Origin of the sequence: Rhodococcus sp. 15-725-2-2b, from assembly GCF_002259075.1 — a bacterium.
Taxonomy (GTDB): Bacteria; Actinomycetota; Actinomycetes; order Mycobacteriales; family Mycobacteriaceae; genus Rhodococcoides.
Genome location: NZ_NPFL01000020.1, coordinates 144797 through 170693, shown reverse-complemented (window position 1 = coordinate 170693; position 25897 = coordinate 144797). Strand labels below are relative to the sequence as shown.

The 25897-nt window shown below is 66.1% G+C and carries 23 protein-coding genes; 17 read left to right on the top strand and 6 right to left on the bottom strand.

Translation table 11 applies throughout. From position 1 onward, the window contains the following. Position 1: 1 nt before the first annotated feature. From cobO to CH306_RS23510, 8 genes are read left to right on the top strand one after another with little or no spacing between them, the layout of a single operon-like run. Positions 2–622: a cob(I)yrinic acid a,c-diamide adenosyltransferase gene (cobO, locus tag CH306_RS23545; protein ID WP_032397822.1), complete on the top strand. Its 621-nt coding sequence runs from the start codon at positions 2–4 to the stop codon at positions 620–622. Next, a complete protein-coding gene (locus tag CH306_RS23540) occupies positions 616–2046 on the top strand; it encodes a cobyrinate a,c-diamide synthase (RefSeq protein ID WP_179272757.1) in 1431 nt (476 codons plus the stop codon). Before cobO ends, CH306_RS23540 begins: the two co-directional genes overlap by 7 nt. Positions 2047–2059: 13 nt before the next feature. Further along, positions 2060–2446, top strand: coding sequence for a cobalamin biosynthesis protein (locus CH306_RS23535; protein ID WP_094631770.1), 387 nt, complete (start codon positions 2060–2062; stop codon positions 2444–2446). Positions 2447–2448: 2 nt separating this feature from the next. Continuing rightward, complete coding sequence (locus CH306_RS23530; protein ID WP_094648087.1) at positions 2449–3465, top strand: zinc-binding alcohol dehydrogenase family protein; 1017 nt, start codon at positions 2449–2451, stop codon at positions 3463–3465. Between the two features lie 57 nt (positions 3466–3522). Next, the gene (locus CH306_RS23525) at positions 3523–5190 is read left to right on the top strand and encodes a DUF7800 domain-containing protein (RefSeq protein ID WP_179272756.1); all 1668 of its coding nucleotides are present in this window, start codon (positions 3523–3525) and stop codon (positions 5188–5190) included. A 53-nt stretch (positions 5191–5243) separates the two neighbouring features. Further along, complete coding sequence (locus CH306_RS23520) at positions 5244–6926, top strand: ATP-binding cassette domain-containing protein (protein WP_045195543.1); 1683 nt, start codon at positions 5244–5246, stop codon at positions 6924–6926. Between the two features lie 11 nt (positions 6927–6937). Then, positions 6938–8173 (top strand): uroporphyrinogen-III C-methyltransferase, encoded by a 1236-nt coding sequence (gene cobA / locus CH306_RS23515; RefSeq protein ID WP_032398366.1) that lies wholly within the window; start codon positions 6938–6940, stop codon positions 8171–8173. 7 nt (positions 8174–8180) lie between these two features. Further along, entirely contained in the window at positions 8181–9668 is a 1488-nt protein-coding gene (locus CH306_RS23510; RefSeq protein WP_045195540.1) for an MFS transporter, read from the top strand. 13 nt (positions 9669–9681) lie between these two features. Here CH306_RS23510 and mgtE read toward each other — a convergent pair whose 3' ends face one another. The 3 genes from mgtE to yaaA are packed head-to-tail and all read right to left on the bottom strand — an operon-like array spanning position 9682 to position 13022. Then, positions 9682–11028, bottom strand: coding sequence for a magnesium transporter (gene mgtE, locus CH306_RS23505; RefSeq protein WP_094638050.1), 1347 nt, complete (start codon positions 11026–11028; stop codon positions 9682–9684). 42 nt (positions 11029–11070) lie between these two features. After that, positions 11071–12282, bottom strand: coding sequence for a DUF2786 domain-containing protein (locus CH306_RS23500; protein ID WP_094648085.1), 1212 nt, complete (start codon positions 12280–12282; stop codon positions 11071–11073). After that, the gene (yaaA, locus tag CH306_RS23495; protein ID WP_094631764.1) at positions 12279–13022 is read right to left on the bottom strand and encodes a peroxide stress protein YaaA; all 744 of its coding nucleotides are present in this window, start codon (positions 13020–13022) and stop codon (positions 12279–12281) included. Before yaaA ends, CH306_RS23500 begins: the two co-directional genes overlap by 4 nt. 69 nt (positions 13023–13091) lie before the next feature. Here yaaA and CH306_RS23490 point away from each other — a divergent pair, with 69 nt between their 5' ends. Beyond that, entirely contained in the window at positions 13092–14843 is a 1752-nt protein-coding gene (locus CH306_RS23490; RefSeq protein WP_032397830.1) for a proline--tRNA ligase, read from the top strand. A gap of 75 nt (positions 14844–14918) precedes the next feature. Next, a complete protein-coding gene (locus tag CH306_RS23485; protein ID WP_094648084.1) occupies positions 14919–16643 on the top strand; it encodes an acyl-CoA dehydrogenase family protein in 1725 nt (574 codons plus the stop codon). Positions 16644–16646: 3 nt separating this feature from the next. Here the strand turns inward: CH306_RS23485 and CH306_RS23480 are convergent, their stop codons facing one another. Continuing rightward, positions 16647–17261: a TetR/AcrR family transcriptional regulator gene (locus CH306_RS23480; protein WP_032397832.1), complete on the bottom strand. Its 615-nt coding sequence runs from the start codon at positions 17259–17261 to the stop codon at positions 16647–16649. A gap of 83 nt (positions 17262–17344) precedes the next feature. On the opposite strand from CH306_RS23480, the gene CH306_RS23475 reads away from it, so the two are divergent. Continuing rightward, positions 17345–18799, top strand: coding sequence for an MFS transporter (locus CH306_RS23475; protein WP_094648083.1), 1455 nt, complete (start codon positions 17345–17347; stop codon positions 18797–18799). On the opposite strand, the gene CH306_RS23470 is transcribed toward CH306_RS23475, so the two are convergent. Then, entirely contained in the window at positions 18762–19202 is a 441-nt protein-coding gene (locus tag CH306_RS23470) for a ferritin-like domain-containing protein (protein WP_094648082.1), read from the bottom strand. The two genes, CH306_RS23475 and CH306_RS23470, sit on opposite strands and share 38 nt — an antisense overlap. Further along, positions 19199–19699, bottom strand: a complete 501-nt coding sequence (locus CH306_RS23465) for a hypothetical protein (protein ID WP_094648081.1) — start codon at positions 19697–19699, stop codon at positions 19199–19201. The genes CH306_RS23470 and CH306_RS23465 overlap by 4 nt, the downstream gene beginning before the upstream one ends. 168 nt (positions 19700–19867) lie before the next feature. On the opposite strand from CH306_RS23465, the gene rimP reads away from it, so the two are divergent. The 6 genes from rimP to rbfA all read left to right on the top strand — a co-directional run bounded on the left by rimP (position 19868) and on the right by rbfA (position 25897). Beyond that, positions 19868–20443: a ribosome maturation factor RimP gene (rimP, locus tag CH306_RS23460; RefSeq protein ID WP_032398369.1), complete on the top strand. Its 576-nt coding sequence runs from the start codon at positions 19868–19870 to the stop codon at positions 20441–20443. Next, entirely contained in the window at positions 20440–21447 is a 1008-nt protein-coding gene (gene nusA, locus CH306_RS23455) for a transcription termination factor NusA (RefSeq protein WP_032397835.1), read from the top strand. The genes rimP and nusA overlap by 4 nt, the downstream gene beginning before the upstream one ends. A gap of 168 nt (positions 21448–21615) precedes the next feature. Further along, positions 21616–21876, top strand: coding sequence for a YlxR family protein (locus CH306_RS23450; protein WP_373453528.1), 261 nt, complete (start codon positions 21616–21618; stop codon positions 21874–21876). A gap of 97 nt (positions 21877–21973) precedes the next feature. Then, positions 21974–24886 carry a translation initiation factor IF-2 gene (gene infB / locus CH306_RS23445; RefSeq protein ID WP_094648080.1) on the top strand — a complete coding sequence of 971 codons (2913 nt, stop codon included), beginning with the start codon at positions 21974–21976 and terminating at the stop codon, positions 24884–24886. Positions 24887–25040: 154 nt separating this feature from the next. Continuing rightward, the gene (locus CH306_RS23440; RefSeq protein ID WP_094648079.1) at positions 25041–25331 is read left to right on the top strand and encodes a DUF503 domain-containing protein; all 291 of its coding nucleotides are present in this window, start codon (positions 25041–25043) and stop codon (positions 25329–25331) included. A 101-nt stretch (positions 25332–25432) separates the two neighbouring features. After that, positions 25433–25897, top strand: a complete 465-nt coding sequence (gene rbfA, locus CH306_RS23435) for a 30S ribosome-binding factor RbfA (RefSeq protein ID WP_032398371.1) — start codon at positions 25433–25435, stop codon at positions 25895–25897.

The window sequence follows — 25897 nt, the reverse complement described above, 5'->3', positions numbered from 1 at the left end:
GATGCCTCAGGGTGTACCGGCTCCCGGAACCGTTCCGCAGGACGGCCTCACGACGCGTCAGCGCCGCAATCTGCCCGTGCTCGCGGTGCACACCGGACCGGGCAAGGGCAAATCGACGGCCGCATTCGGGATGGCGTTGCGGGCCTGGAATCAAGGATTCGACGTCGGAGTGTTCCAGTTCGTCAAGAGCGCCAAGTGGAAGGTCGGGGAGGAAGCGGCGTTTCGCACACTCGGCGATCTGCACGAGAGCACCGGGGTCGGCGGAGCCGTCGAATGGCACAAGATGGGCGAGGGGTGGTCGTGGACCCGCAAGAAGGGCAGCGACGTCGACCACGCCGAGGCGGCAGCAGAGGGTTGGCGGGAGATCGCCCGGCGGATCGAGCAGGAGTCACACCGCTTCTACGTGTTGGACGAGTTCACCTACCCGCTCAAGTGGGGTTGGGTCGATGTCGCGGAGGTGGTCGAGGTTCTGACCCATCGACCGGGCAACCAACACGTCGTCATCACCGGACGGGATGCGCCCCATGAGCTGATCGAAGCCGCGGATCTCGTGACCGAGATGGCAAAGGTCAAGCACCCTATGGACGCGGGACGCAAGGGGCAGCGAGGCATCGAATGGTGAGCGCGTCGTGCCCCGCCGTGGTCATTGCGGCCCCCGCGTCGGGCAGCGGGAAGACGACGGTGGCGACCGGGCTGATGGGTGCGCTGCGCAGCGCCGGCCGCACCGTCGCCCCGTTCAAGGTGGGGCCGGACTACATCGACCCCGGTTATCACTCGCTCGCCGCCGGGCTCCCCGGCCGCAACCTCGACGCCGTGATGGTCGGTGCCGACCGCATCGGACCCTTGTTCCGACACGGCAGTCGAGGCTGCGACATCGCGGTCGTCGAAGGCGTCATGGGACTGTTCGACGGCAAGATCGACATGACCGGCCCGGGGGAGGCGTCTGCCGAGGGATCGACCGCACGGGTGGCCGCGATGCTCGGTGCGCCGGTGATCCTGGTGGTGGACGCCCGCGGGCACAGTCAGTCGCTCGCCGCTGTGCTGCACGGGTTCTCGACGTTCGATGCCAGCGTCCGCATCGGGGGTGTGATTCTCAATCGCGTCGGCAGTCAGCGGCACGAGGACGTGTTGCGTCAAGCGTGCGAACGGGTGGGTGTTCCGGTACTCGGCGCGCTGCCGCGCATGAGCGAACTGGTCGTCCCGTCACGGCACCTGGGGCTGATCACCGCGGTCGAACACGGTGGTGCCGCAACCGATGCCGTGGACGCGATGAGCGCCCTGGTCTCCCGATTCGTCGACATCGAGGCTGTGAGCGCACTGGCTCGATCGTCGGTGACCGCGCCGCAGTGGTCCCCGGAGGACGAGGTACGCACCTGCGAGGGATCGCCCGTGATAGCGGTGGCGGGTGGACCGGCATTCACCTTCGGCTACACCGAACACGTCGAACTGCTCCGCGCGGCCGGGGCCGATGTGGCCGTGTTCGACCCGCTGCGTGACGGATTGCCCACCGGCACAGCAGGAGTCGTACTACCCGGCGGATTCCCGGAGGAACACGCAGCCGCACTGTCGGCGAACGAGGTGTTGCTCGCCGACATTCGAGCCGCGGCGGCCCAGGGATTGCCGATCCACGCCGAATGCGCCGGATTGCTGTATCTGGCACGGCGATTGGACGGTCATGCCATGGCCGGGGTCGTCGATGTGGACGCGGAATTCGGGAACACCCTCACTCTGGGATACCGCGACGCGGTTGCCCTCGAATCGTCGACACTGTTCGACGCGGGTACCCGCATCACCGGCCACGAGTTCCATCGCACGAAGCTCGTCGTGCGAGTGGAGCCTGCAGGAACGAACCGATCCAGGGACGTGCGCGAGGCGGTGCCGGCCGCCTGGGGCTGGCACAGGCAGAACACCGACGGCAGAACTGCAGTGCGCGAGGGCTTCGTGCAGGGCGGCGTCCACGCGTCGTATCTGCACACCCACGCCGCAGGCAATTCCGAGTCGATCACCCGATTCGTCTCGGCCGCCGTCGATTACGCGCGCGTGTAAGAGAGGTCGCGAGATGCGGGTGGTCGTCGGAATCGGTGCCCGAGCCGGCGTCGGCTCCGCCGCCGTCGTGGCCGCGATCGCCACGGTGCTGCAACCGGACTGGCGTGTCGAGGCCATCGCCTCGATCGACCGGAAAGCAGAACTGGTGGCGGCGGTGGCGTCGAGCATGGGGGTTCGGGGAGTGACCTACTCGGCGAGGGAACTGTCGACCGTCGTCACGCCGACGACATCGGTTCGGGTGCTCCGTGCCGTCGGAAGTGCCAGCGTCGCCGAGGCGGCGGCATTGCTGGCCGGCGGTTCGACGAAGTTGACGGTGCCCAGGTTCGGTTCGGCCGGTGTCACCGTTGCCGTGGTCGAGCTCTGCCTTGACGGTGGACCGGGGGTTCGGGCCATCCTGTAGGTATGACCGAGACGATGACAGCCGTTGCCTACACCCGCTCGCTTCCGATCGACGACCCCGCCAGCCTCACCGATGTGGTCGTCGACGTGCCCGCCGTGCGGCCGCGAGACCTGCTGGTCGAGGTGCGAGCCGTGTCGGTGAACCCGGTCGATGTCAAGGTCCGGGCCGGCAACGATCCACAGGGCGAGCCGAAGGTGCTCGGGTTCGACGCCGCTGGTGTGGTGCGCGCTGTCGGTGCCGACGTCACCATGTTCGCGCCGGGGGACGAGGTCTACTACGCGGGAGACATCGGCCGACCCGGGACCGACTCGCAGTTCCATGCGGTGGACGAACGCATCGTGGCGAAGAAACCGACGACCCTCGATTTCGCACAGGCCGCGGCGTTACCGCTGACCGTGATCACCGCATGGGAAGGACTGTTCGACAAGCTCCGCATCACTGCCGAGACCACCGGAACCTTGCTGATGGTCGGTGCCACCGGAGGTGTGGGATCTGTTGTGCTGCAACTACTTCGGACCCTGGTTCCTGGTGTGCGCGCGATCGCGACGGCAGCGGGTGAGGACGCGGTGGAGTGGGTTCGTTCTCTCGGAGCAGCCGAGGTGGTCGATCACCACCGCGATCTTCGCGACGAAGTACGCCGAGTGGCACCGGACGGCATCGACTACGTGTTCACTGCCCATTCCGCCGGCCAGGTCGAGATCTATGCAGACCTGTTGACGCCGTTCGGACAGATAGTGGCGATCGACGATCCCGAGACACTCGACGTTCTCCCGCTGAAGACGAAGGCGATCTCCTGGCACTGGGAATTCATGTTCGCTCGCCCGATGTACGAGACTGCGGATCTGATTCGTCAGCACGAGCTACTGACCAGGGTGGCCGAACTCGTCGATGCGGGTTCGGTGCGTACGACCGCGACGACGGTCCTCTCTCCGATCGACGCCGAGCAGCTCCGCGAAGCACACCGGTTGCTCGAGACCGGACACGTACGGGGAAAGGTCGTGGTCGCGGCCCGTTCCTGAGGACCGATCCGCGCCACCGACTGGCGAAAGCGGGCCGACGCAGGCAATGTGGATCCAATGACTTCCGACAGCATCGTCCTGCTCGGCCCGATCGTCCGGTACGTCGGCACCGAGACGGCGACCCTGTGGTTCGAGATGGCCGAATCGTCGACGGTTTCCGTGGTCACCGACGCCGGCGTCCGGGGTTCCGAACGTACGTGGGGAGTGCACGGCCACCATTACGCGCTGGTACCGCTCGAAGGACTGCCGGCCAACGCAACGGTGAACTACGAGGTGTTCGTCGACGAGCGTCGCGTGTGGCCCCCGGAAGGTCGGACGGCGGCCATCCACACCGTCGACGCCGAGGGACCCGTCACGTTGGCCTTCGGCTCGTGTCGGCGCGGTGACAACTACAGCGACGAGTCCTTGAAGCAGATCGGGGCCGACGCCTTGGCCGGGCTGGGGAACGCGCTGATCGAGCAGGATCCGAGTCGATGGCCGCAGGCGCTGCTGCTTCTCGGTGACCAGGTCTACGCCGACGACCCGTCTCCGGAGATCGTCGAACGACTCCAGGCGCGCCGAAGTTCGGGCGACGGACCGCAGAGCGCCATCGGTACCGACGCGGAGAACGAGATCTGCGATTTCGAGGAGTACTCCTGGCTGTACCGGGAATCGTGGGGACTCGAGCCGGTACGGACTCTGATGGCGAGCATCCCGTCGTGCATGATCCTCGACGACCACGATCTGCGCGACGACTGGAACTCGTCGGCCTCCTGGCGTCGGGACATCGTGACACGGCCGTGGTGGAACGATCGTGTGGTCGGCGCGTACTCGTCCTACTGGGTGTACCAGCACCTGGGCAACCTCTCGCCCAAGGAGCTGGCGCAGGACGAGATGTACGCCGCAGTTCGGTCTGCCGACACCGATGCCGAGCGGGAGAAGCTGTTGGCCGACTTCGCGTTACGTGTCGACCGCAGGCCCGAGACCGGACGATGGAGCTTCTACCGAGATTTCGGCGACACGCGGTTGATCATGATCGACTCGCGGTGCTCACGGAATCTGGATCCGAACAACAGAGAGATGGTCGACGAGAAGGAGTGGGCGTGGGTACGCGAGCGCGCACTCGAGAAGACCCCGCGACATCTGCTGTTCGGGTCGTCGTTGCCCTACCTCATGCTGCCCGCCCTGCACTACCTCGAACAGTGGAACGAGGCCGTGGCACAGGGCAGTTGGGGGTCGATGTCGGCCAAGGTGGCCGAGAAGATGCGGATCGGCCTCGACCTCGAACACTGGGCGGCCTTCACCAACTCCTTCAACGACATGGCGGCGTTGACGCGTGAGCTCTCTCGCGGCGAGAACACACCCGCCTCGATCATGTGGCTCTCGGGCGACGTGCACTGCTCGTACGTGGCGAACGCGGACTTCGGGGTCGGCGGGCGCGAGGTACCGGCCACGTATCAGCTGACCATGTCGCCGTTCCGCAATCCGCTCGATCTGCCGATTCGCGCCGTCAACAAGCTGGCCATCAAACGTCCCGCCGCCCGCATTCTGTCGAAGCTGGCGCGGGCGGCACACGTGGGCCCGTCCGGTGTCGAGTGGGAGGCCGAGGCGGGCCCCTGGTTCGACAACGGTGTCATGTTGCTGACCCTGCACGGCGACTCGGCTCGGTTGCGGGTGCACCACGCGCACGTCGACGATGCGGGCAAACAGGTGCTCACCGAGACGTCGGTCCTGGCCCTCGCCTAGCGGACGAGTAAACGATTGGCCATCGCCGGGCCGATGAGGTTGGCTGGTTCGTTGTGGCCCACCTCGAACTGAACGACATCGTCTACTTCCTGCCCGACGGACGGCAGCTGCTCAACGGTGTCGGGTTTCGCGTCGGCGACGGTGCCAAGACGGCGTTGATCGGTCCCAACGGAACCGGCAAGACGACACTGACGCGGATCATCGCGGGGGACGAGACCCCCGACGAAGGATCGGTGTCGAGCTCGGGCTCGCTCGGGGTGATGCGGCAATTCGTCGGTCAGCTGCGAGACGACTCGACCGTTCGTGATCTGCTGCTGTCGGTTGCGTCGCCGGCGGTGCAGACGGCCGCTGCGGCCCTCGACGCCGCCGAGAACACGATGATCGAGGTCGACGACGAGAAGACCCAGATGAAATACGCGCAGGCCCTCTCGGATTGGGGTGACGTCGGCGGTTACGACCTCGAACCGTTCTGGGACAAGGTCACCACTGCTGCACTCGGAATGCCGTTCGACCGCGCGAAGTGGCGCGCTGCGTCGACCCTCAGTGGCGGCGAGCAGAAGCGTCTCGTGCTCGAGGCTCTGTTCGCCGGCTCGGACAATCTGCTCCTTCTCGACGAGCCGGACAACTACCTCGATGTGCCGGGCAAGCGCTGGCTCGAAGCGACCATCCGCGACTCCGACAAGTCCGTCCTGTTCATCAGCCACGACCGGGAACTCATCGCCAACGCCGCGAACCGGATCGTGACGCTGGAACCGGGCGTCAGCGGTGCCACCTCGTGGGTGCACGGCGGCGGGTTCGCGACCTATCACGCCGCGCGTGAGGACCGGAATGCTCGGCTCGACGAACTACGACGGCGGTGGGACGAGGAACTGGTCAAACTTCGGGCGCTGGTGCTGCGCCTGCGAGAGAAGGCCAAGTTCAACGACGGCGTCGCTGCTCGCTACCACGCGTCGCAGACTCGGTTGGCCAAGTTCGAGGAGGCCGGGCCGCCCGAGGCGGTGCCGCTGAAGCAGCACGTCACCGTTCGGCTGCGTGGCGGCCGAACAGCCAAGCGCGCGTTGGTGTGTACGGCGCTGGAACTGACCGGACTGATGAAGCCCTTCGACACCGAGATCTGGTACGGCGACCGCGTTGCGGTGTTGGGCTCCAACGGTTCCGGTAAATCGCATTTCCTCAGGTTGCTGGCCAACGGTGGCACCGATCCCGAGAAGGAGCACGAGCCGGTTCAGGAACTGGCACTCGATCCGGTTCCGCACACCGGCACCGCGGTGCTCGGCGCTCGCGTCCGGCCCGGTCTGTTCGCGCAGACCCACACTCGTCCGGATCTCGCGGGCAACACGCTGCTCGACATCTTGCACATGGGCAACGAACATCGTGACGGTATGGGCCGCGAGGCCGCAGGACGGGCATTGGACCGCTACGGTCTGGCCCGAGCCGCCGAGCAGTCCTACGACAACCTCTCCGGCGGCCAACAGGCGCGCGTGCAGATTCTGCTGCTCGAACTGTCCGGTGCCACCCTGTTGCTGCTGGACGAGCCGACCGACAACCTCGACCTCATGTCTGCCGATGCACTCGAAGACGCGATCGCCGCGTTCGACGGCACCGTCATCGCCGTGACGCACGACCGGTGGTTCGCCCGCAGCTTCGACCGATTCCTCGTGTTCGGCAGCACCGGTCAGGCCTACGAATCCGATGAGCCCGTATGGGACGAGAAGCGGGTGCAGCGCGCGCGGTAGCGTTTCCTCTCGTGAACGCGACTGACTCTCCCTATCTGGTCGGCCTCAATCTGGAAGGTCGACGCGTCGTCGTGGTCGGTGGCGGCACCGTCGCGCAGCGTCGATTGCCACTGCTCATCTCCTGTGGTGCCGTGGTGCACGTCATCACGCGCGAGGCCACACCGGCAGTCGAGGCGATGGCGACCTTCGGACAGGTGACGATGGAGTTGCGTGACTATCGAGAGGGCGACCTCGCCGACGCCTGGTACGCCGTCGCCTGCACCGACGAGGCCGAGACCAACATCGCGATCGTCGCCGAGGCCACCGCGTCCAGAATCTTCTGCGTGAGAGCCGATATCGCCAAGGACGGCACCGCCGTCACCCCGGCGTCGGCCGAATGGGACGGTCTGACCCTCGGCGTCCTCGCCGGCGGTGAGCACCGTCGATCGGCCGCGGTGCGCAATGCCGTGATCGACGCTCTGCAGTCCGGTGTGGTCGCCGATTCGGCGCATGCGCCGTTGACCGGCGTGGCACTGGTGGGTGGGGGACCGGGCGATCCGGACCTCATCACCGTCCGCGGCCGCAGGTTGCTCGCCTACGCCGACGTCGTGGTGGCCGATCGGCTCGCACCGCCCGAGCTGCTCGCCGAATTGGGTCCGCACGTGGAGGTCATCGATGCCTCGAAGATTCCCTACGGCCGCGCGATGGCGCAGGAGGCCATCAACCAGGCGCTGATCGACGGAGCGAAGGCAGGCAAGTTCGTCGTCCGGCTCAAGGGCGGCGACCCCTACGTGTTCGGTCGGGGATACGAAGAACTCGAAGCGCTCGCCGCCGAGGGAATCCCGGTCACGGTGGTGCCCGGAATCACCAGCGCCATCTCGGTGCCCTCGTCCGCCGGGATTCCGGTGACGCACCGCGCCGTCACCCACGAGTTCGTCGTCGTCAGCGGCCACGTGGCACCCGACCATCCCGATTCGCTCGTCGACTGGAATGCACTGGCCAAGCTCAAGGGCACCATCGTGCTGCTGATGGCCGTCGAACGCATCGGTCTGTTCGCCGACGTTCTCATCGCCGGTGGTCGGCCGTCCGACACCCCGGTGATCGTCGTTCAGGAAGGCACCATGCGCACCCAGCGCGAAGTGCGCGCCACTCTGAGCACCGTCGCCGATGCTGTTCGCGACGCGGAGATCAGGCCTCCGGCCATCGTGGTCATCGGAACCGTTGCCGGTTTCTCTGTACACGCCGGTAACGTGAACGCCCGTGCCTGAATCATCGATGCCCGATACCTCCAGCACCGAGGTCAAGTACCCGGTGACGACCCGCGCGTTCGGGTTGGCGATCATCGTCCTGAGCGGCCTGCAGTTGATGGTGGTGCTCGACGGCACCGTCGCCAATCTCGCTCTGGCACCGTTGCAGGCCGATCTGGGTCTCTCCGATGCCGGACGCAACTGGGTGCTCACCTCGTACGCCCTCGCCTTCGGCGGGCTGATGCTCCTGGGCGGCAGACTCGGCGACGCCTTCGGCCGCAAGAAGATGTTCCTGGCCGGCGTCGTACTGTTCACCGTCGCCTCCCTGCTGTGCGGGCTCGCGGTCAACGAGGCGACGCTGGTAGCGGCTCGTGCGCTCCAAGGCGTCGGAGCCGCGGTGGCGTCGCCCACGGCGTTCGCGTTGGTGGCGACCACGTTCGCGCCGGGCCCGGTTCGAAATCAGGCCATCGCGATCTACGCGGCCATGACCGGTGTCGGCTCCATCGCCGGGCTGATCATCGGCGGTGCGTTGACCGAGGTGTCGTGGCGGTGGATCTTCCTGATCAACGTGCCTATCGGTGTCGTCATCGTGGTGCTCGCAGTCGTGTCGCTGCAGGAGACGGTGGGGGCGAGACTACCGCTCGACGTGCCGGGAGCGATTCTGGCGACGCTCGGCTGCACCGGCGTCGTGTTGGCTCTGAGCGAGGGCACCGAACTGGGCTGGACCAACCCGATCGTCATCGTCTCGCTGCTCGCCGGCCTGCTGTTCCTCGGGTTGTTCCTGATGGTCGAGCGACGCGCCGACAACCCACTGCTTCCGTTCTCGCTGTTCGGCAGCCGAGACCGCGTGGCGACGTTCGTGGCCATCTTCTTCGCCGGTGGGGTGATGTTCTGCCTCGCCGCGTACGTGGCACTGTTCGTTCAGGACATCCTGGGATACAGCCCGTTGCACGCGGGCCTGGCGTTCGTGCCGTTCGCCTTCGGGCTCGGTGCCGCCGCATTCCTGGCCTCGCAGCTGGTGACGCGCATCGCCCCACGGTGGCTGATTCTGAGCGGTGCCGTCATCATGGTCGGTTGGCTGATGGTGTCGGTTGCGACCATGAACGCGGACTCGTCGTACTTCCCCGGCCTGTTCTTCCCCGTCATCGGCATCGGATTCGGCGTCGGCCTGACGGTCGTGCCGCTCCCGCTGTGCGCCATCGCCGGAGTGAGCCCCACCGAGATCGGCCCCTTGACCGCCATCGCCCTGGTTGCTCAGACCCTCGGCGGGCCCTTGGCGCTGGCCGTGATCGGCGCGCTGGTGACCTCCCGCACCCTGTCGTTGGGCGGCATTTCCGGACCGGCGACGCTGATGAACGACACCCAGCTCGATGCGTTGAGCTCGGGCTACATGTTCGCGCTGTTCTGCTGCGCCGTCTGCGCCGTGGTCGCGGGAATCGCTGCGGTGTTCATTCGTTTCACCCCGCAGCAGGTCGCACAGGCCCAGGCCGCTCAAGAAAACGCCCAGAAGGGGTAACGAGCAGCGCCTATCACACGCCGAGGACGGCCTTGGCGATGAGGAAGTAGACGATCAATCCCGTCGCGTCGCAGAAGGTGGAGATGAAGGGTGTCGAGAAGACCGCCGGGTCGACACCGATCTTCCTGGCGATCAGCGGCATCGCTCCGCCGACAGTGGCTGCGAGTGTGCAGATCGACAACAGCGTCGTACCGATGACGAGCCCGAGGTGCCAGTCGTAGACGAGTCCTGCGATCACGAAGCCGAGGGTGCCGAGCATCGCACCCATCGTCGCTCCGACCCGAATCTCGCGAAACAGCACCGCGGCTATGTCTCGCGGTCGCACGTCACCGAGCGCGAGTGCCCGCGTGACGGTGGTCGCGGCCTGCGAGCCGGTGTTGCCTCCGGTTCCGGTCAGCAGCGGAATGAACAGCGCGAGAGTGACGACGGCGGCGAGCGCGTGCTCGAAGATCTCGAGCACCTGCACCGTGAGGATTGCCGACAGCGCCAGCACCAGCAACCACACCACGCGGGAGCGAACGATGGACAGCACAGGCGTCGACAGATACGGCCTGCGCAGCGGCTCCGAGCCGCCGGCGCGGGCAGCGTCCTCATCCTCGGCTTCTTCCAGGATTCGTGACGACTGCTCGAGGGTGAGAATGCCGATCAGCCGTTGCTCTGAATCGACCACGACCACTGCAGGACTGCGGTGCTCGAAGCACAGTCGGGCAGCTTCCTCCGCCGACGAATCGGCCTTGACCACCGGATGATCCGAGTACAGCTTGCCGACGGGAGTGGTCGGTGCCGCAGTCGCCAGGTCGGCGAGGGTCACCACCCCCAGTAGAGTTCGGTGATCGTCGGTGATCGGTAACAGGTACACCGACTCGGCGTCCGAGCCGGTGCGTCGCACGGCATCGAGTGCGTCGGCAGTGGTCGCGGCACTGCGCAGCCGAACGAACTCCGGGCTCATGCGGCGACCGACCGACCCGCGCTCGTACCCCAGCATGGGGGCGGTGAGCGCGCGCTCGTCGGGAGACAGGCCAACCAACAGTCGATGTGCCACGTTGGAGGGGAGTTCGTCGAGCAGTTCGACACGGTCGTCGGGGTCGAGATCCTCGAACAGAGCGATCACATCGTCACTGCGAAGACTCTCGAACAACTCGCCGCGAACGGTGGCGTCGAACCGCTCGAAGACCGTGACCGCTTCGTCCTTCGGCAGCAGACGAAACAACACCGCTCGTCGAGACGAGTCGACCCGCTCGAGCATGCGCACCGCATCGGTGGTCGACAGCTCGGCCATCAGAGTGGACAGGGCGGCCATGTCGCGGTCGGTCAGCAGATCGGACGTACGGGTCATGATGTCGTCGAGAGTTTCGGGCACGGAACCATTTTGCCTTGCGTACGAGCGGTGGACTCCAACACCTCAGCGCGAGAGGTCCGCTCGATCCGCCGCAGCCTGCCCCGAATCCCAGCCCTCGGCGTCCAGGCGGGGGCCGCGCATCGGCTTCGCCGTCGGGAACAGTCGATCGAACTCGGCTTCGACGGCGACGGTCTGCGCGGCGAGAATCGGTAGCAGATCACCTGATTCGTGACGAGCCTCTTCGAGTGCGAGCGCGTCGGCATCGGTGAGGCGGTCTCCGATGCGGACGGCATAGGCGTACAGAAACGCCTTGCCGAACGCCGCCGATCCGGCTTTCTTGCGCTTCTTCGCCTGCGGTGAATGCCCGAGGGCGCGCGTTGCCTGAACCAGCAGCGAGGTGAACAGCAACTCGGTCTGTTCCACGTCCACCGGAGCCCCGACCAGGGTTGCGACGGCGAACTCCGGATCCCAGATCGCCTTGACGCGGTTGGCGGTTGCGACGACGTGCAGCAGTTGCGCCTTGGCGGGCGCATGGGGGCCGTCGACATGTACCCGTCGGCCGTGAATGTCGATGTGGCCCTGAGAGAGCAGCATGGTGTCGATGGAGTAGCGCGTCATCAACTCCTGCGCCTTGGCCGTCAGTGTCTCGGCCTCCTCCTCGAAATCCGTGGCGTCGGCCTTGGCCAGCAGTCCGCGAATCTTGCTCAGCATCTTGGTGTTCGGTGAGTCGGTACCGGCGACACCGGTCACCGTGGGACGAGTGCGCGGCCATCGGGACGGCTTGGGGCCGAGTTGAGGCCACCGGGGCAGCGTCTGCCATCGGCCGAGCAGGGTGAGCACGTCGAGCCACTGATCACTGGCTGCGATGTAATCGGACTTACCCGAGGAGGCCAGGTACGCGGTCAGGAAATCGGGCGTGGCCTCCACCCGCGCCGCAACCTTGGGGAACTGCTCACAGATCGTGGACATCTGATCCACCCAGTCCTGCGGGGCCCGTGCATCGGCGTCGGTGAGGTCGGCCTGATGCAGCAGCACCGCGGCAGCGAGATCGGCCACGGCCACCGTGTGCTGACGCCGCACGACATGCACCAGATCCATGGGCTGCCAGCCGTTTTCGTACATCGCCTCGATCATGTTCGTCAGCGCCCGAGAGCCGAGTTCGGTCGCGTCCATCGACACCAGCCGATCCGCGACGTCGTCGGCGACGCGCTGGCTCCTGGTCTTGCCGACCGATGCATCGGCACCGAGGCGGAGCAGTCCCGGAATGTCGTTCATTCGGTGAGCACGATCAATTCGGTGCTCGACGCCACTTCGACCCGAAGGCCGGCCTTGGATGCAACGCGCGCAACAGCTTTCACGTCCTTCGGCTCGGCGGTGGTCAGGGTCAATGCGCGTGCCAGCAGACCCTTGTGATGCTTGTTGAAGTGGCTCACCACCGATCGGCTGCCGTCGGGCTTCTCGGTGAGCACCGTTGCGGTGATCGCGCCCGGGACGGGACCGAGTTGCTGATAGGTGCCCGATCGCAGGTCGACGACGATCCCCTCGTCCTCGGCGTCGATGGCATCGGAGAGTTCGGGCTTCCAATGTGATCGCAGCGTTCCGAAATTCGGAACGGTCGAGCCACCGGAGAGACGGTAGGACGGAATCGGATCGGAGGCACGGACGGCCCCGAACAGTGCCGAGCCGATCCACAGCCTCGCGTTCGCTCTGGCCCGACCGGCACGGGTGAACGACGCCGCGTCGAGGGCGTCGTAGAGCACGCCGGTGTACCGCTGCAGCGCAGGTGTGGTGGGTGAGGTCCACAACCGGGCGTTGCGTTCGATCTCGTCGACCTGAGTGGGGCCGAGGCCGAGCGCCGTGATCGATGCGTCGACGTCGCTGGACAGTTCCACCAGCGCGTCGGCGAGCTTTCGGCGAAGCGGCGTCAGCGAGGGCAACGACAGTCGGTCCAGATCGAGGGGTGCTCCGGAACCGCCGTCGGACTTCGTCTCGGAGGGAGGCAGCAGAATCAGCACGGGCTCGAGGCTACTCACTGCACGGCCGCCTGCTCACAGGCACTGCGTGAGCGACTAGTCTGACAACCTGTGATCACCCGTCTTTCGCAGTTGTTCCTTCGTACCCTTCGCGACGACCCGGCCGACGCCGAGGTCGACAGTCACAAGTTGTTGGTCCGCGCCGGTTACGTCCGCCGTATCGCGCCGGGCGTCTACTCCTGGTTGCCGCTGGGTCTGCGGGTGCTGCGGCAGGTCGAGCGTGTCGTGCGCGAGGAGATGAACGCCATCGGTGCGCAGGAGATATCCCTGCCCGCACTGCTGCCGCGCGAGCCGTACGAGACCACCAATCGGTGGACCGAATACGGCGACGCCCTGTTCCGGTTGCAGGATCGCAAGGGCAACGACATGCTGCTCGGCCCCACGCACGAGGAACTGTTCGCGCTGACCGTCAAGGCCGAGTACAACTCGTACAAGGACCTGCCGGTCACGCTCTACCAGATTCAGACCAAGTACCGCGACGAAGAGCGTCCCCGCGCCGGCATTCTGCGTGGCCGCGAGTTCGTGATGAAGGACTCGTACTCCTTCGACATGGACGAGGACGGACTGAAGAAGTCCTACGCCGCCCACCGTGAGGCGTACCAGCGCATCTTCGCCCGCCTCGGGGTCAGCTACGTCATCGTCGCCGCGACGTCCGGTGCCATGGGAGGCAGCGCCTCCGAGGAATTCCTGGCCGAGAGCGACATCGGTGAGGACACCTACGTGCGCTGCATCGAGTCGGGATACGCAGCCAATGTCGAGGCCGTCACCACGCCGGCACCTGCGCCGCTGCCGATCGAAGGGCAGCCCGCTGCCGTCGATCACGAGACCGGCGACACCCCCACCATCGCGACCCTGGTGGAGTGGGCCAACTCCGCCGATCTCGGACGCACCGTCACCGGCGCGGACACACTCAAGAACATCCTGCTCAAGGTGCGGGGCGCCGAAGGGGAGTGGGAACTGCTCGCCATCGGCCTGCCCGGTGACCGCGAGGTGGACGAGAAGCGCCTCGAAGCGTCACTCGAGCCTGCCGAATTCGCTCTGCTCACCGACGCGGACTTCGCGGCCAATCCGTTCCTCGTCAAGGGGTACATCGGGCCTCGTGCGTTGCAGGCCAACGGAGTTCGGTACCTCGTCGATCCCCGGGTGGTCGACGGCACGTCGTGGATCACCGGCGCGGACGTCAAGGGCAAGCACGTGGTCAACCTCGTCGCCGGTCGCGATTTCGTTCCCGACGGCACCATCGAAGCAGCCGAGGTGCGTGACGGAGACATGTCTCCTGACGGTCGTGGACCGCTCGTCAGTGCTCGCGGAATCGAGATCGGACACATCTTCCAGCTCGGCTACAAGTACACCGATGCGTTCTCTGTCGACGTCCTCGGTGAGACCGGCAAGCCGGTTCGCCTGACTCAGGGTTCCTACGGCGTCGGCGTCTCGCGTCTGGTCGCCGTGATCGCCGAGCAGATGCACGACGACAAGGGTCTGCGGTGGCCGTCGGAGGTTGCACCTGCCGATGTCCACCTGGTGATCGCGAACAAGGACGACGCTGCGCGAGCGGGTGCGGAATCCATTGCGACACAACTCGATTCCCAGGGCATCGAGGTGCTGTTCGACGATCGCAAGGCCTCGCCCGGAGTGAAGTTCAAGGACTCGGAACTGATCGGTGTTCCGCTGGTGGTCGTTCTCGGCCGGGGTTGGGCCGACGGCAAGGTCGAGATCCGTGATCGCTTCACCGGTGAGAGTCGCGAACTCGACATCGACTCGGCGGTCGAGGGGATCGTCGAGGCCGTGCGGCGCACGCCGTAGGACAGTCTCGCGATCTTTCTGCGCGGTCGGTTACCCGCTGGTAGCTTCGGGTCACCGACTAGGAGAGGTCACACCGTGGCTCAGTATTCGCTGTTCGATCCGACAACGTTCGATCCGGCCGAACTGGACGAGGAATCTCGCCGACAACTGCGCGCACTGATCGAGTGGTTCGAAAGTCGCGGCAAGGGCAGACTCCTGGCCGACGATCTGGACAGCGTCTGGCCGGCCGACTTTCTCGAATTCGTCGCCGAGAAGAAGCTGTTCGCGACCTTCTCCACGCCCGCCGCGTACGCGGAGGGATCGCCGAACACGCGGTGGGACGCTGCACGCAACGCTGCCCTGAGCGAGGTTCTCGGGTTCTACGGACTGGCCTACTGGTACACCTGGCAGGTCACCGTGCTGGGTCTGGGCCCCATCTGGATGAGTGCCAACGACGACGCCAAACGCCGCGCCGCACGCGAGCTGGACCGCGGCGGTGTGATGGCGTTCGGACTGTCCGAGCGCGCACACGGAGCCGATGTCTACTCCACGGACATGCTGTTGACGCCCGCGTCCGAGGATTCCGAGCTCGAGTTCACCGCGTCGGGGGAGAAGTACTACATCGGAAACGGCAACGTTGCGGGCATGGTCTCGGTGTTCGGCCGACGCACCGACGTGGACGGACCCGATTCGTACGTGTTCTTCGTGGCCGACAGCTCGCATCCGGCCTACCGGCTTCGCGAGAGCGTCGTCCACGGGCAGATGTACGTCAGCACGTTCGCGCTCGAGAACTACCCCGTCCGGCAGCAGGACATCCTGCACACCGGTTCCGATGCGTTCTCGGCCGCGCTGAACACGGTCAACGTCGGCAAATTCAACCTCTGCACCGGCTCCATCGGCATCTGCGAGCACGCGTTCTACGAGGCGATCACGCACGCGAACAACCGAATTCTGTACGGCAATCGCGTCACCGACTTCCCGCACGTGCGCAGCGCATTCGTCGACGGCTACTCGCGTCTGATCGCCATGAAGCTGTTCAGTGCTCGGGCGCTGGACTACTTCCGCGGCGCGGGAGCCGAGGATCGGCGCTACCTCCTGTTCAATCCGATGACCAAGGCCAAGGTCACCTCGGAGGGCGAAACGGTCGTCCGTCTGTTGCACGACGTCATCGCGGCCAAGGGGTACGAGAAGAACACCTACTTCCGTGAGGCAGCCCAGTTGATCGGAACACTTCCCAAACTCGAGGGCACCGTGCACGTCAACGTCGCCCTGATGCTCAAGTTCATGCCTGCCTACATGTTCTCGCCCACCGACTACCCCGATGTCGGCACTCGGACCGAGCCGGTGGACGACAGCTTCTTCTTCGCTCAGGGCCCGGCAAGGGGTGCGAGTTCGGTGCGGTTCCACGACTGGAATCCGGTGTACCGGAAGCACTCCGGTATCCCCAATGTCGGACGGTTCTACGAGCAGGCGCAGGCGTTCAGGGCGTTTCTCGCCGAGTGCGCGCCCGACGAAGCGCAGCAGAAGGACCTCGACTTCCTGCTCGTGGTCGGCCACCTGTTCTCGCTCGTCGTCTACGGTCACCTTCTGCTCGAGCAGGCCGACGAGATCTCGACCGAGATGATGGACCAGATCTTCGATTTCCAGATCAGGGACTTCTCCGGTTACGCCGTCGCGCTGTACGGGAAGCCGTCGTCGATTGCTGCACAACAACAGTGGGCTCTGGATGCGATTCGCAAGCCGGTGGTCGACGAAGGCCGTTTCGAGACGGTCTGGAACGAGGTCGTCTCGTACGACGGTCGGTACGAGATGCGTCCCTGATCGTCACAGCGCTCCGGGATCGGTCGGAACGAGCTTCGTCCCGAACGCGCACATCGTCATCTCGTGCAGTCCGGCGCTGTCCTCGGGATGCTCCGGTGCCTGCATCGACATCAGGACGTTGAGCAGCATTCCGTGCGCGATGAACGCTCGTGCTTGATCTTCCGAACAGCCCGTTCCGTTGCGGATCTGGCTGTAGATCGCGCCCATTCCTTCTCGGGCCTGCCGGCCGATCTCGGGTACCGCCCCTGCGCCGAACCCGTGCATCATGACCATCAACAGGTCGCGATCGGCCACCAGGTCGGCGTAGGCACCCCCGAGGTCGGCCCAGGTCCGGTCGTCGGTCGGGTCGAGAGGGCCCGAAGCCAGGACTCGGTCGAACGCCGTCATGATGCCGTCGATGGAGCGTTGGAACACGAGCCGGAACAATTCGACCTTGGTTCCGAACATACGGACCACGTACGGCTGCGATACGCCGGCCAGTTTCGCCACTGCGTCGGTACTCGTTCCGGCGTAACCCCCGCGTGCGAACGCCTGTGTCGCGGCGTCGAGGACGAGTTCGCGGCGGTCGGCCGCGTCCATCCGGGTGGCTCTGGGCTTGGCGATCGAGGCGTCGGACATGTTGACAGGTTATCAGTCGATAACTTACGGTCTGGATTAAGTAATCATTCGATGCTTACAAGCTCCGAGACGGGACGTCCACCATGACCGCCACAACCTCTCCGCCTGCAGTGCAACCGGCCACTCGGAACGTTCCGGTGTGGCTCGGCATCGTCGCAGCATCCCTGCCGATGTTCATGGCAACGCTCGACAATCTCGTGATGACCAGTGCACTCCCGGTCATCCAGCAGGATCTGAACGCCTCTGTCGGACAACTGCAGTGGTTCCTCAACGCGTACACCCTCAGCTTCGCGACGTTCATGCTCACAGCGGCGACGCTCGGTGACCGATGGGGCAGACGCGCGGTGTTCCTCGGCGGAATCGCCGTCTTCACCGCCGCCTCCGTTGCCAGCGCGCTCGCCACGACTCCAGCGATGCTCATCGCGGCACGCGCAGTACAAGGAATCGGTGCTGCCGCGATCATGCCCTTGTCCCTGGCCCTGCTCGCCGCGGTCGTGCCGGTGGGCAAGCGTGCGATGGCAATCGGTATCTGGGGAGGAGTCTCCGGCCTCGGCGTCGCACTGGGGCCGGTGGTCGGCGGAGCCGTCGTCGACGGGATCTCATGGCAGGCGATCTTCTGGATCAACGTACCGGTGGCACTCGTCGCAATACCGCTGGCGTACATCGCGCTGAAGGAAACCGCAGGGCGCAGCCGACCGCTCGATCTGCTCGGCGTGCTCCTCTCGGGCGGCGGAGTCTTCCTCCTGATCTGGGCGGTGGTGCACGGCAACGACGACGGGTGGGCGTCGGCGACGGTGCTCGCCGGCTTCATCGGCTCGGCGGTACTGCTCGTGGCCTTCGTCCTGCGTGCCTCGCGCACCCGATACTCGGTGCTGCCCCTTGCCCTGTTCCGTTCGCGCAGCTTCACCATCGCCAACATCATCGGAATCATGTTCTCGCTCGGCATGTTCGGCGCGGTGTTCCTCCTCGCGCAGTACCTGCAGATCGTCATGAACTACACGCCGTTCCAGGCCGGACTACGCACACTGCCGTGGACTGCCGCACCGATGGTGGTCGCACCGATCGCCGGTCTGCTCGCCGAGCGCGTCGGCCTGCGCGGGCTACTGGTCGGCGGCCTGGCGCTGCAGTCGGTCTCGCTCGTGTGGATGGCGCTGATTCTGGGACCCGATACCGAGTACCCGGCGATGGTCCCGGCGTTGCTGATGGCCGGAGTGGGCATGGGACTGACGTTCGCTCCGTCCGCCACGGCGGTGCTGCGCGATATGAAGGACGACGATCACGCCACCGCGAGCAGCGCGAACTCCACCGTGCGGGAGGTGGGTATTGCGCTCGGCATCGCGGTGCTGACTGCGGTGTTCATCGGAGCGGGTGGATCACTGACGCCCACCGGTTACACCGACGCCCTGGCACCGGCACTGCTGGTCGGTGCAGGGGCAGTGGCGATCGGACTCGTGGCGGCGCTGTTCATGCCGGGACGTTCCGCCGGACCGGCAGGCGCGATCACGGTTGGCCGGGAAATGCCGTCGACGACGGACTGACGCCCAGAATCTGCTGCCACGTCGCGAGGCGAACCGCGGCGTCGGTCAGTGCCTGCACTGCCATGTCGCGGGTCGCTCCCGACCGGCTGCGTTCGATCGACGAACGCCACGCGATGCTCGTGTCGATCTCCGCCTGCGCGGCCAACTGCGCAGCCGAGATCGCGTCGGTCACCGGGAACGGGGACGCGTACGCCGGATCGGGCAGTGGCACAGTGACGCTCGCCGCCCGGAGCGCATCGATGGTCGCGTCTCGGCGCGCGCGGTGAGCGGCAGTGTTCGACGCCACCAGTTCGGCGCGCGTCGGGTTGGAGAACGCCGCGACGACGCCGTAGGCGAACACCGCCGCGTACTCCGCGTGCAGGGCATCGACCAGGCCTTGCTGTTCCGGACCGAGATCGCTCATGCCAGAACCACCAGGGCCGAGACGGTGCACGAGGCGCTGATCGATCCGAGAAGGCCTGCCCGGTAACCACTTTCGTTGCGAGCCGCATCCGCTGCGCTGCGAGCGGACGCAGTCAACATCTCCCGTACGGCGGCCAGGTCGGGCGGCGTCGTGGGAGCCTGTGTGGTGGTGGCCGTGACCGACGACGTGTCGGTCGAGGTGCCGGTGGCGCGGGTGATCTCGGTGTCGAGCGCATCGGCGTGTTCGGTCCGCTGCGCCGCAACGATTCCGAGTGCGGCCGCGTAGTCGGCGATCACGGCCGCGGCCGCGGTCGCATCGGCGGCATCGGCTCGGGCTGCGCGCAACTGCGCGGTCAGGGTATCGAGGGCAGGACCGGAGATCTCTTCTCTGCCGCAGGCCACCATCGTGGAAACGGTGGTCGCCGACAGTACGGCGGCACCGGCGAGTCGGAACAACCCGCGGCGACTGAGCGCGAAGGGGACGGTCGGCGTTGGCACTCCGATATCGTGCCAGACCGCAGCGCCGGCACGCGCCGTGCCCGTGTGTCGCGTCGACCGATCGTGGTCACGAGCAGTGCCTGCGGGGCGGTAGGCTGTTGGTTCACCAAACGCAGTCCGGCTGCCGCACGCCGGATCGCCCACAACTACACACGAGGAGTTCGCGACATGCCTGTTCCGTCCAAGGAAAGGGTTGTCGAACTGCTCGCCGACCTCGTTCGGGAACGGGGTTACGACCTCGAAGACGTGAACGTCGTCGCCGCAGGAAAACACAGCGCAGTGCGGATCATGGTCGATCGCGAAGAGGGAATCGACCTCGACGCGCTCCCGGAACTGAGCCGCGAGATCTCGGACGCCTTCGATGCCGTGACCGATTTCGGGGAAGCCCCGTACACGCTGGAAGTCACCACCCCCGGAATCGACCGCCCGCTGACCGAGGCTCGGCATTGGCGTCGGGCCCGCGGACGCAAGGTGCGTATCGAGCTCGGCGACGGCAAGTTCGACGGTCGCGTGGGCGTGCTCGACGGTGATTCGGTCACCGTGGTGACCAAGGAGAAGGGTGTGCTGGCGACTCGCTCCGTTGCACTGTCCGATGTAGTGAAAGCTGTTGTACAGGTGGAGTTCTCGCGGCCGAGTGCCGAAGAGATGGACCTGGCGGGTGGTGTGGTCGGAGGTCGGCCGTCACCCGCGAACACCGATGAGATCGTGGACGTGGAAGCACCGGAAGAAGGGTCGGACAAGTGAATATCGACATTGCCGCATTGCGTGCCATCGAGGCGGACAAGGGAATTCCGATCGAGATGGTGATCTCGACGATTCAGACCGCGTTGCTGACGGCCTACCGGCACACCGAGGGGCACCAGTCCAACGCGTGGATCGACGTCGATCGCAAGACCGGTTCCGTTCGAGTGATGGCCAAGGAAATCGACGCCGACGGCAATGTGATCTCCGAGTGGGACGACACCCCGGAAGGCTTCGGACGCATCGCGGCGACCACGGCGCGTCAGGTCATCCTGCAGCGCCTGCGCGACGCCGAGCACGAGCGGTCGTTCGGTGAGTACGCCACACACGAGGGCGAGATCGTCAACGGCGTCATCCAGCGCGACACGCGCGCCAACGCCAAGGGCACCGTCATCGTCCGCATCGGCAGTGACGCCAACGGAGCCGACGGCCTCCTGCCGCCTGCCGAGCAGGTGCCGGGTGAAAGCTACGAGCACGGCGAACGAATCAAGTGCTACGTCGTCGGAGTCGCCCGAGGTAATCGGGGTCCGCAGATCACGTTGTCGCGCACCCATCCGAATCTTGTGCGCAAGCTGTTCGCCCTCGAGGTGCCCGAGATCGCCGACGGTTCGGTCGACATCGTCGCAGTGGCCCGCGAGTCGGGGCACCGCTCGAAGATCGCCGTTGCCTCCACCGTGTCCGGTCTCAACGCCAAAGGCGCGTGCATCGGGCCGATGGGACAGCGCGTGCGCAACGTGATGAGCGAACTTGCCGGCGAGAAGATCGACATCATCGATTTCGACGAGGATCCGGCCACGTTCGTCGGGAATGCACTGTCCCCGTCGAAGGTTGTCTCTGTGACGGTCGTCGACGCGGTTGCTCGCGCGGCCCGGGTCGTGGTTCCCGAGTACCAGCTTTCTCTGGCCATCGGCAAGGAAGGGCAGAACGCTCGACTGGCCGCTCGATTGACCGGCTGGCGCATCGACATCCGCAGCGATGCGGCGGCACCCGAGACGACCAGCGCATAGGGCCGGAATGCGGAGTTCGGGGCAATACAGCGGTAGAGTGGTCGATGGTTCGGTAACGACCTCTCGGCCCAGAGGCATGAACGCGAGTATCCGGTGGTGACAAGCCGGCCGATTCGTACATGCGTCGGGTGCAGGGAGCGACTGCCGGCCGCCGATCTGTTGAGGATCGTGGTTCGAGAAGCTGGTTCGCACGAATTCGCTCTCGTCCCCGACGTCCGGCATTCGATGTCCGGCCGTGGTGCGTGGTTGCACTACAGCCGAGAATGCCTGCACAATGCGGAACGACGCCGAGTCTTCGGACGTGCGTTTCGGATATCGGGAAATGTGGACTCGTCCGCAGTGACAGTCGTGCTCGACGAGTACGAGCAGCTGCAGGCCGAGAACACGACAAGAGCAACACCCGTCGACAAGAACAGGCAACAGCACTGATGAGCACACCGTGAAGCACCAACGATGAACGTCCATCGGAGATAACCCGAGGTCGTGCGGGCACCAAGCCTCGCTCGGCCTCTCAGTGAGGAGAGCAGTGGCAGGCAAGGCCCGCGTGCACGAGTTGGCAAAAGAACTCGGTGTCACCAGTAAGGAACTACTCGCACGGCTCAAAGAGCAGGGCGAGTTCGTCAAGTCCGCATCATCCACAGTCGAAGCCCCAGTGGCACGTCGACTTCGTGAATCCTTCCCGTCCGACGGTGCGGACGCGTCCGCACCCGCCGCAGCTGCACCGAACGGTCGCGCAGCGGCCGATCGCGCTGCAGGCAGCACCGCGAAGCCGGGCGCAGCGAAACCGGGCGGACCCCGTCCCGGCCCCAAGCCGGCACCCCGTCCGGCAGAGCCGGAAGCACCCGCTGCGCAAGCTCCGGCGGAGGCAGCTCCCGCTGCGCCCGCAACTCCGGCAGCCGCACCGGCTCCGGCCCCGGCAGCGCCGACCCCTTCGCCCGCAGCGCCCGCCGCTCCGGTCGAGCAGGCTCCGGCCGCGTCGGCTGCGACCAGCGACGCTGCACCGGCCCCGGCCCCGGCAGCTCCCAAGCCAGCAGGTCCCGGCCCCAAGCCCGGCCCCAAGGCTCCGCGTGTCGGTAACAACCCGTACTCCTCGGCTCCCGTGGAGCGACCGGCTCCCCGTCCCGCACCCGGTGCTCCGCGCCCCGGTGGCGGACGGCCGGCTCCCGGACAGGGTGGACCCCGTCCCGCAACACCGTCCGGTGGCACTCGTCCGGCTCCCGGCCAGGGTGGGCCCCGTCCCGCACCGGGCCAGGCCGGACCTCGCCCGAGCCCGGGCTCGATGCCTCCTCGCCCCAACCCCGGTGCCATGCCGACCCGTTCGGCACGTCCCGGTCCCGCAGCAGGTCGTCCCGGTCGTCCCGGTGGCGCTCCGGGCGGACGTCCCGGCGGCGGCGGTGGTGGCGGTGGTTACCGCGGCGGCGGCGCTCCCGGTGCTCCCGGTGGTGCCCCCGCAGGCGGCGCTCCCGCAGGTGGTTTCCGCGGTCGTCCCGGCGGCGGTGGACGCCCCGGTCAGCGCGGCGCAGCAGCAGGTGCATTCGGTCGTCCCGGCGGAGCAGTTCGTCGTGGCCGCAAGTCGAAGCGGGCGAAACGCGCCGAGTACGAAAGCATGCAGGCTCCCGCAGTCGGCGGCGTCAGGCTGCCCCGCGGCAACGGTGAGACCATCCGTCTCGCCCGCGGCGCATCGCTGTCGGACTTCGCGGACAAGATCGACGCGAACCCGGCCGCACTCGTGCAGGCCCTGTTCAACCTCGGCGAGATGGTCACCGCGACGCAGTCCGTCAACGACGAGACGCTGGAGCTTCTCGGCGGCGAGATGAACTACGTCGTTCAGGTCGTCAGCCCCGAGGACGAGGATCGTGAGCTGCTCGACTCGTTCGACCTCACCTACGGCGAGGATGCCGGCGGCGAGGAAGACCTGGAACAGCGTCCCCCGGTCGTCACCGTCATGGGCCACGTCGATCACGGTAAGACGCGACTGCTGGACTCGATTCGTAACACGACGGTGCGCGAAGGCGAGGCAGGCGGAATCACGCAGCACATCGGTGCGTACCAGGTGCTGACCGAGCTCGAGGGCAACGAGCGTCTCGTGACGTTCATCGACACCCCCGGTCACGAGGCCTTCACGGCCATGCGTGCCCGTGGTGCCAAGGCCACCGACCTCGCGATCCTCGTGGTCGCAGCCGACGACGGCGTCATGCCGCAGACGGTGGAGGCCATCAACCACGCTCAGGCGGCCGACGTGCCGATCGTGGTCGCGGTGAACAAGATCGACAAGGAAGGCGCGAACCCGGACAAGATCCGGCAGCAGCTCACCGAATACGGTCTGGTCGCCGAGGAATACGGCGGCGAGACGATGTTCGTCGACATCTCCGCCAAGCAGGGCACCAACATCGATGCCCTCCTCGAAGCGGTGCTGCTGACGGCCGACGCGTCGCTCGATCTGCGCGCCAACCCGGACATGGACGCGCAGGGTGTCGCCATCGAGGCGCACCTCGACCGTGGTCGTGGCCCCGTCGCGACCGTGCTCATCGCTCGCGGAACGCTCCGGGTCGGTGACTCGATCGTCGCAGGCGACGCGTACGGACGCGTTCGTCGAATGGTCGACGAGCACGGCGAGGACGTCACCGAAGCGATGCCGTCCCGTCCGGTGCAGGTCATCGGCTTCACGTCGGTGCCCGGTGCAGGCGACAACCTGCTGGTCGTCGACGAGGATCGGATCGCCCGTCAGATCGCCGACCGTCGAAATGCGCGCAAGCGCAATGCCTTGGCAGCCAAGAGCCGCAAGCGCATCAGCCTCGACGATCTCGATGCAGCTCTGAAGGAGACCTCGCAGCTGAACTTGATCCTCAAGGGCGACAACTCGGGAACCGTGGAAGCACTCGAAGAGGCGCTGCTCGGTATCGAGATCGACGACGAGGTGGAGCTGCGCGTCATCGACCGCGGTGTCGGTGGCGTCACGGAGACCAACGTCAACCTGGCGTCGGCATCCAACGCGATCATCATCGGCTTCAACGTTCGAGCGGAGGGCAAGGCCACCGAGCTGGCCAACCGCGAAGGCGTCGACATCCGGTACTACTCGGTGATCTACCAGGCCATCGACGAGATCGAGAAGGCCCTCAAGGGCATGCTCAAGCCGGTGTACGAGGAGGTCGCCCTCGGGCAGGCCGAGATCCGCGCGCTGTTCCGTTCCTCCAAGGTCGGAAACATCGCCGGTTGCCTCGTCACCTCCGGTACGATCCGTCGCAACGCAAAGGCGCGGCTCATCCGAGACAGTGCAGTTGTCGCGGAAACCGTCACGATCTCCTCGCTCCGCCGCGAGAAGGACGACGCGACGGAGGTTCGTGAGGGATACGAGTGTGGTTTGACGGTGACGTACTCCGACATCAAGGTGGGCGATGTCATCGAGGCGTACGAACTCCGTGAAAAGCCGCGCGACTAGAACCGATGCGGAGCCGTTCGGCTCCGCATCCGGTCGCGTCGGCTCGGTGGTGAAGCCAGGGGAGTGACACTGCGCTCCGACTTTCGAGCCGGTGGTGGTACGACAGCTGTACCACCACCGGCTTTGTCGTCGAAGCTGATCGAAGGACGTCAGCGTGTATCTGGGTGCTTTGGAGTTGGACGTGTTGTTGGGGGACGTGCGTTCGCTCGCCGAGAAAAGGTCGATGGTCGAACCGGTCCTCGGTGATCTGCAACGGCTGGGAGTGTCGGCGGCCGAAACCGGTGAGCGAGAACGTATTCGGCGGTCCCTGCTGGGGATCGCTGCAGCCGGTACCGATGTAGATCTACTGCACGACAAACTGGACGAGTGCGAACGGCATGTCGCCGAACGCAACGATCTGGAACTGTTGGCGGTACGCCGGAGAATCTTCGGACCCGAGGATTGATCCGGTGCCGGTGCCGAGCACTGTTCGGCAGAGGTGAAGTGCACAACCGTCGGTACGTCGCGAGAATCGACGTCCGGCCATGAAAGAGGAGTGTGATTGTCGTGGTGGATCAGGCCAGGGCTCGTAAGTTGTCCAAGCGAATCGCCGCCATCGTTGCAACGGCGATCGATCACGAGATCAAGGATCCCCGGCTGGCGTTCGTGACCATCACCGATACCAAGGTGACCGCAGACCTGCACGACGCGACGGTGTACTACACCGTCATGGGTGAAGACCTCGATACTCCGCCCGACCTGCAGGCTGCCGCAGCAGGACTCGAGAAGGCCAAGGGCGTCCTGCGCTCGAAGGTCGGGGCAGGAACGGGTGTGCGGTACACGCCGACGTTGACGTTCGTGACCGACACGGTGCCCGACACCGCACGCCACATGGAAGACCTTCTCGAACGCGCCCGAGTGGCCGACGAGGAACTGGCCCGCGCCCGTGCGAACGCCAAGCCCGCAGGCGACCCCGACCCATACAAAGCCCCGCGCGAGCCTGCAGACGTCGAGCCCGCCGAAGCCGACTGA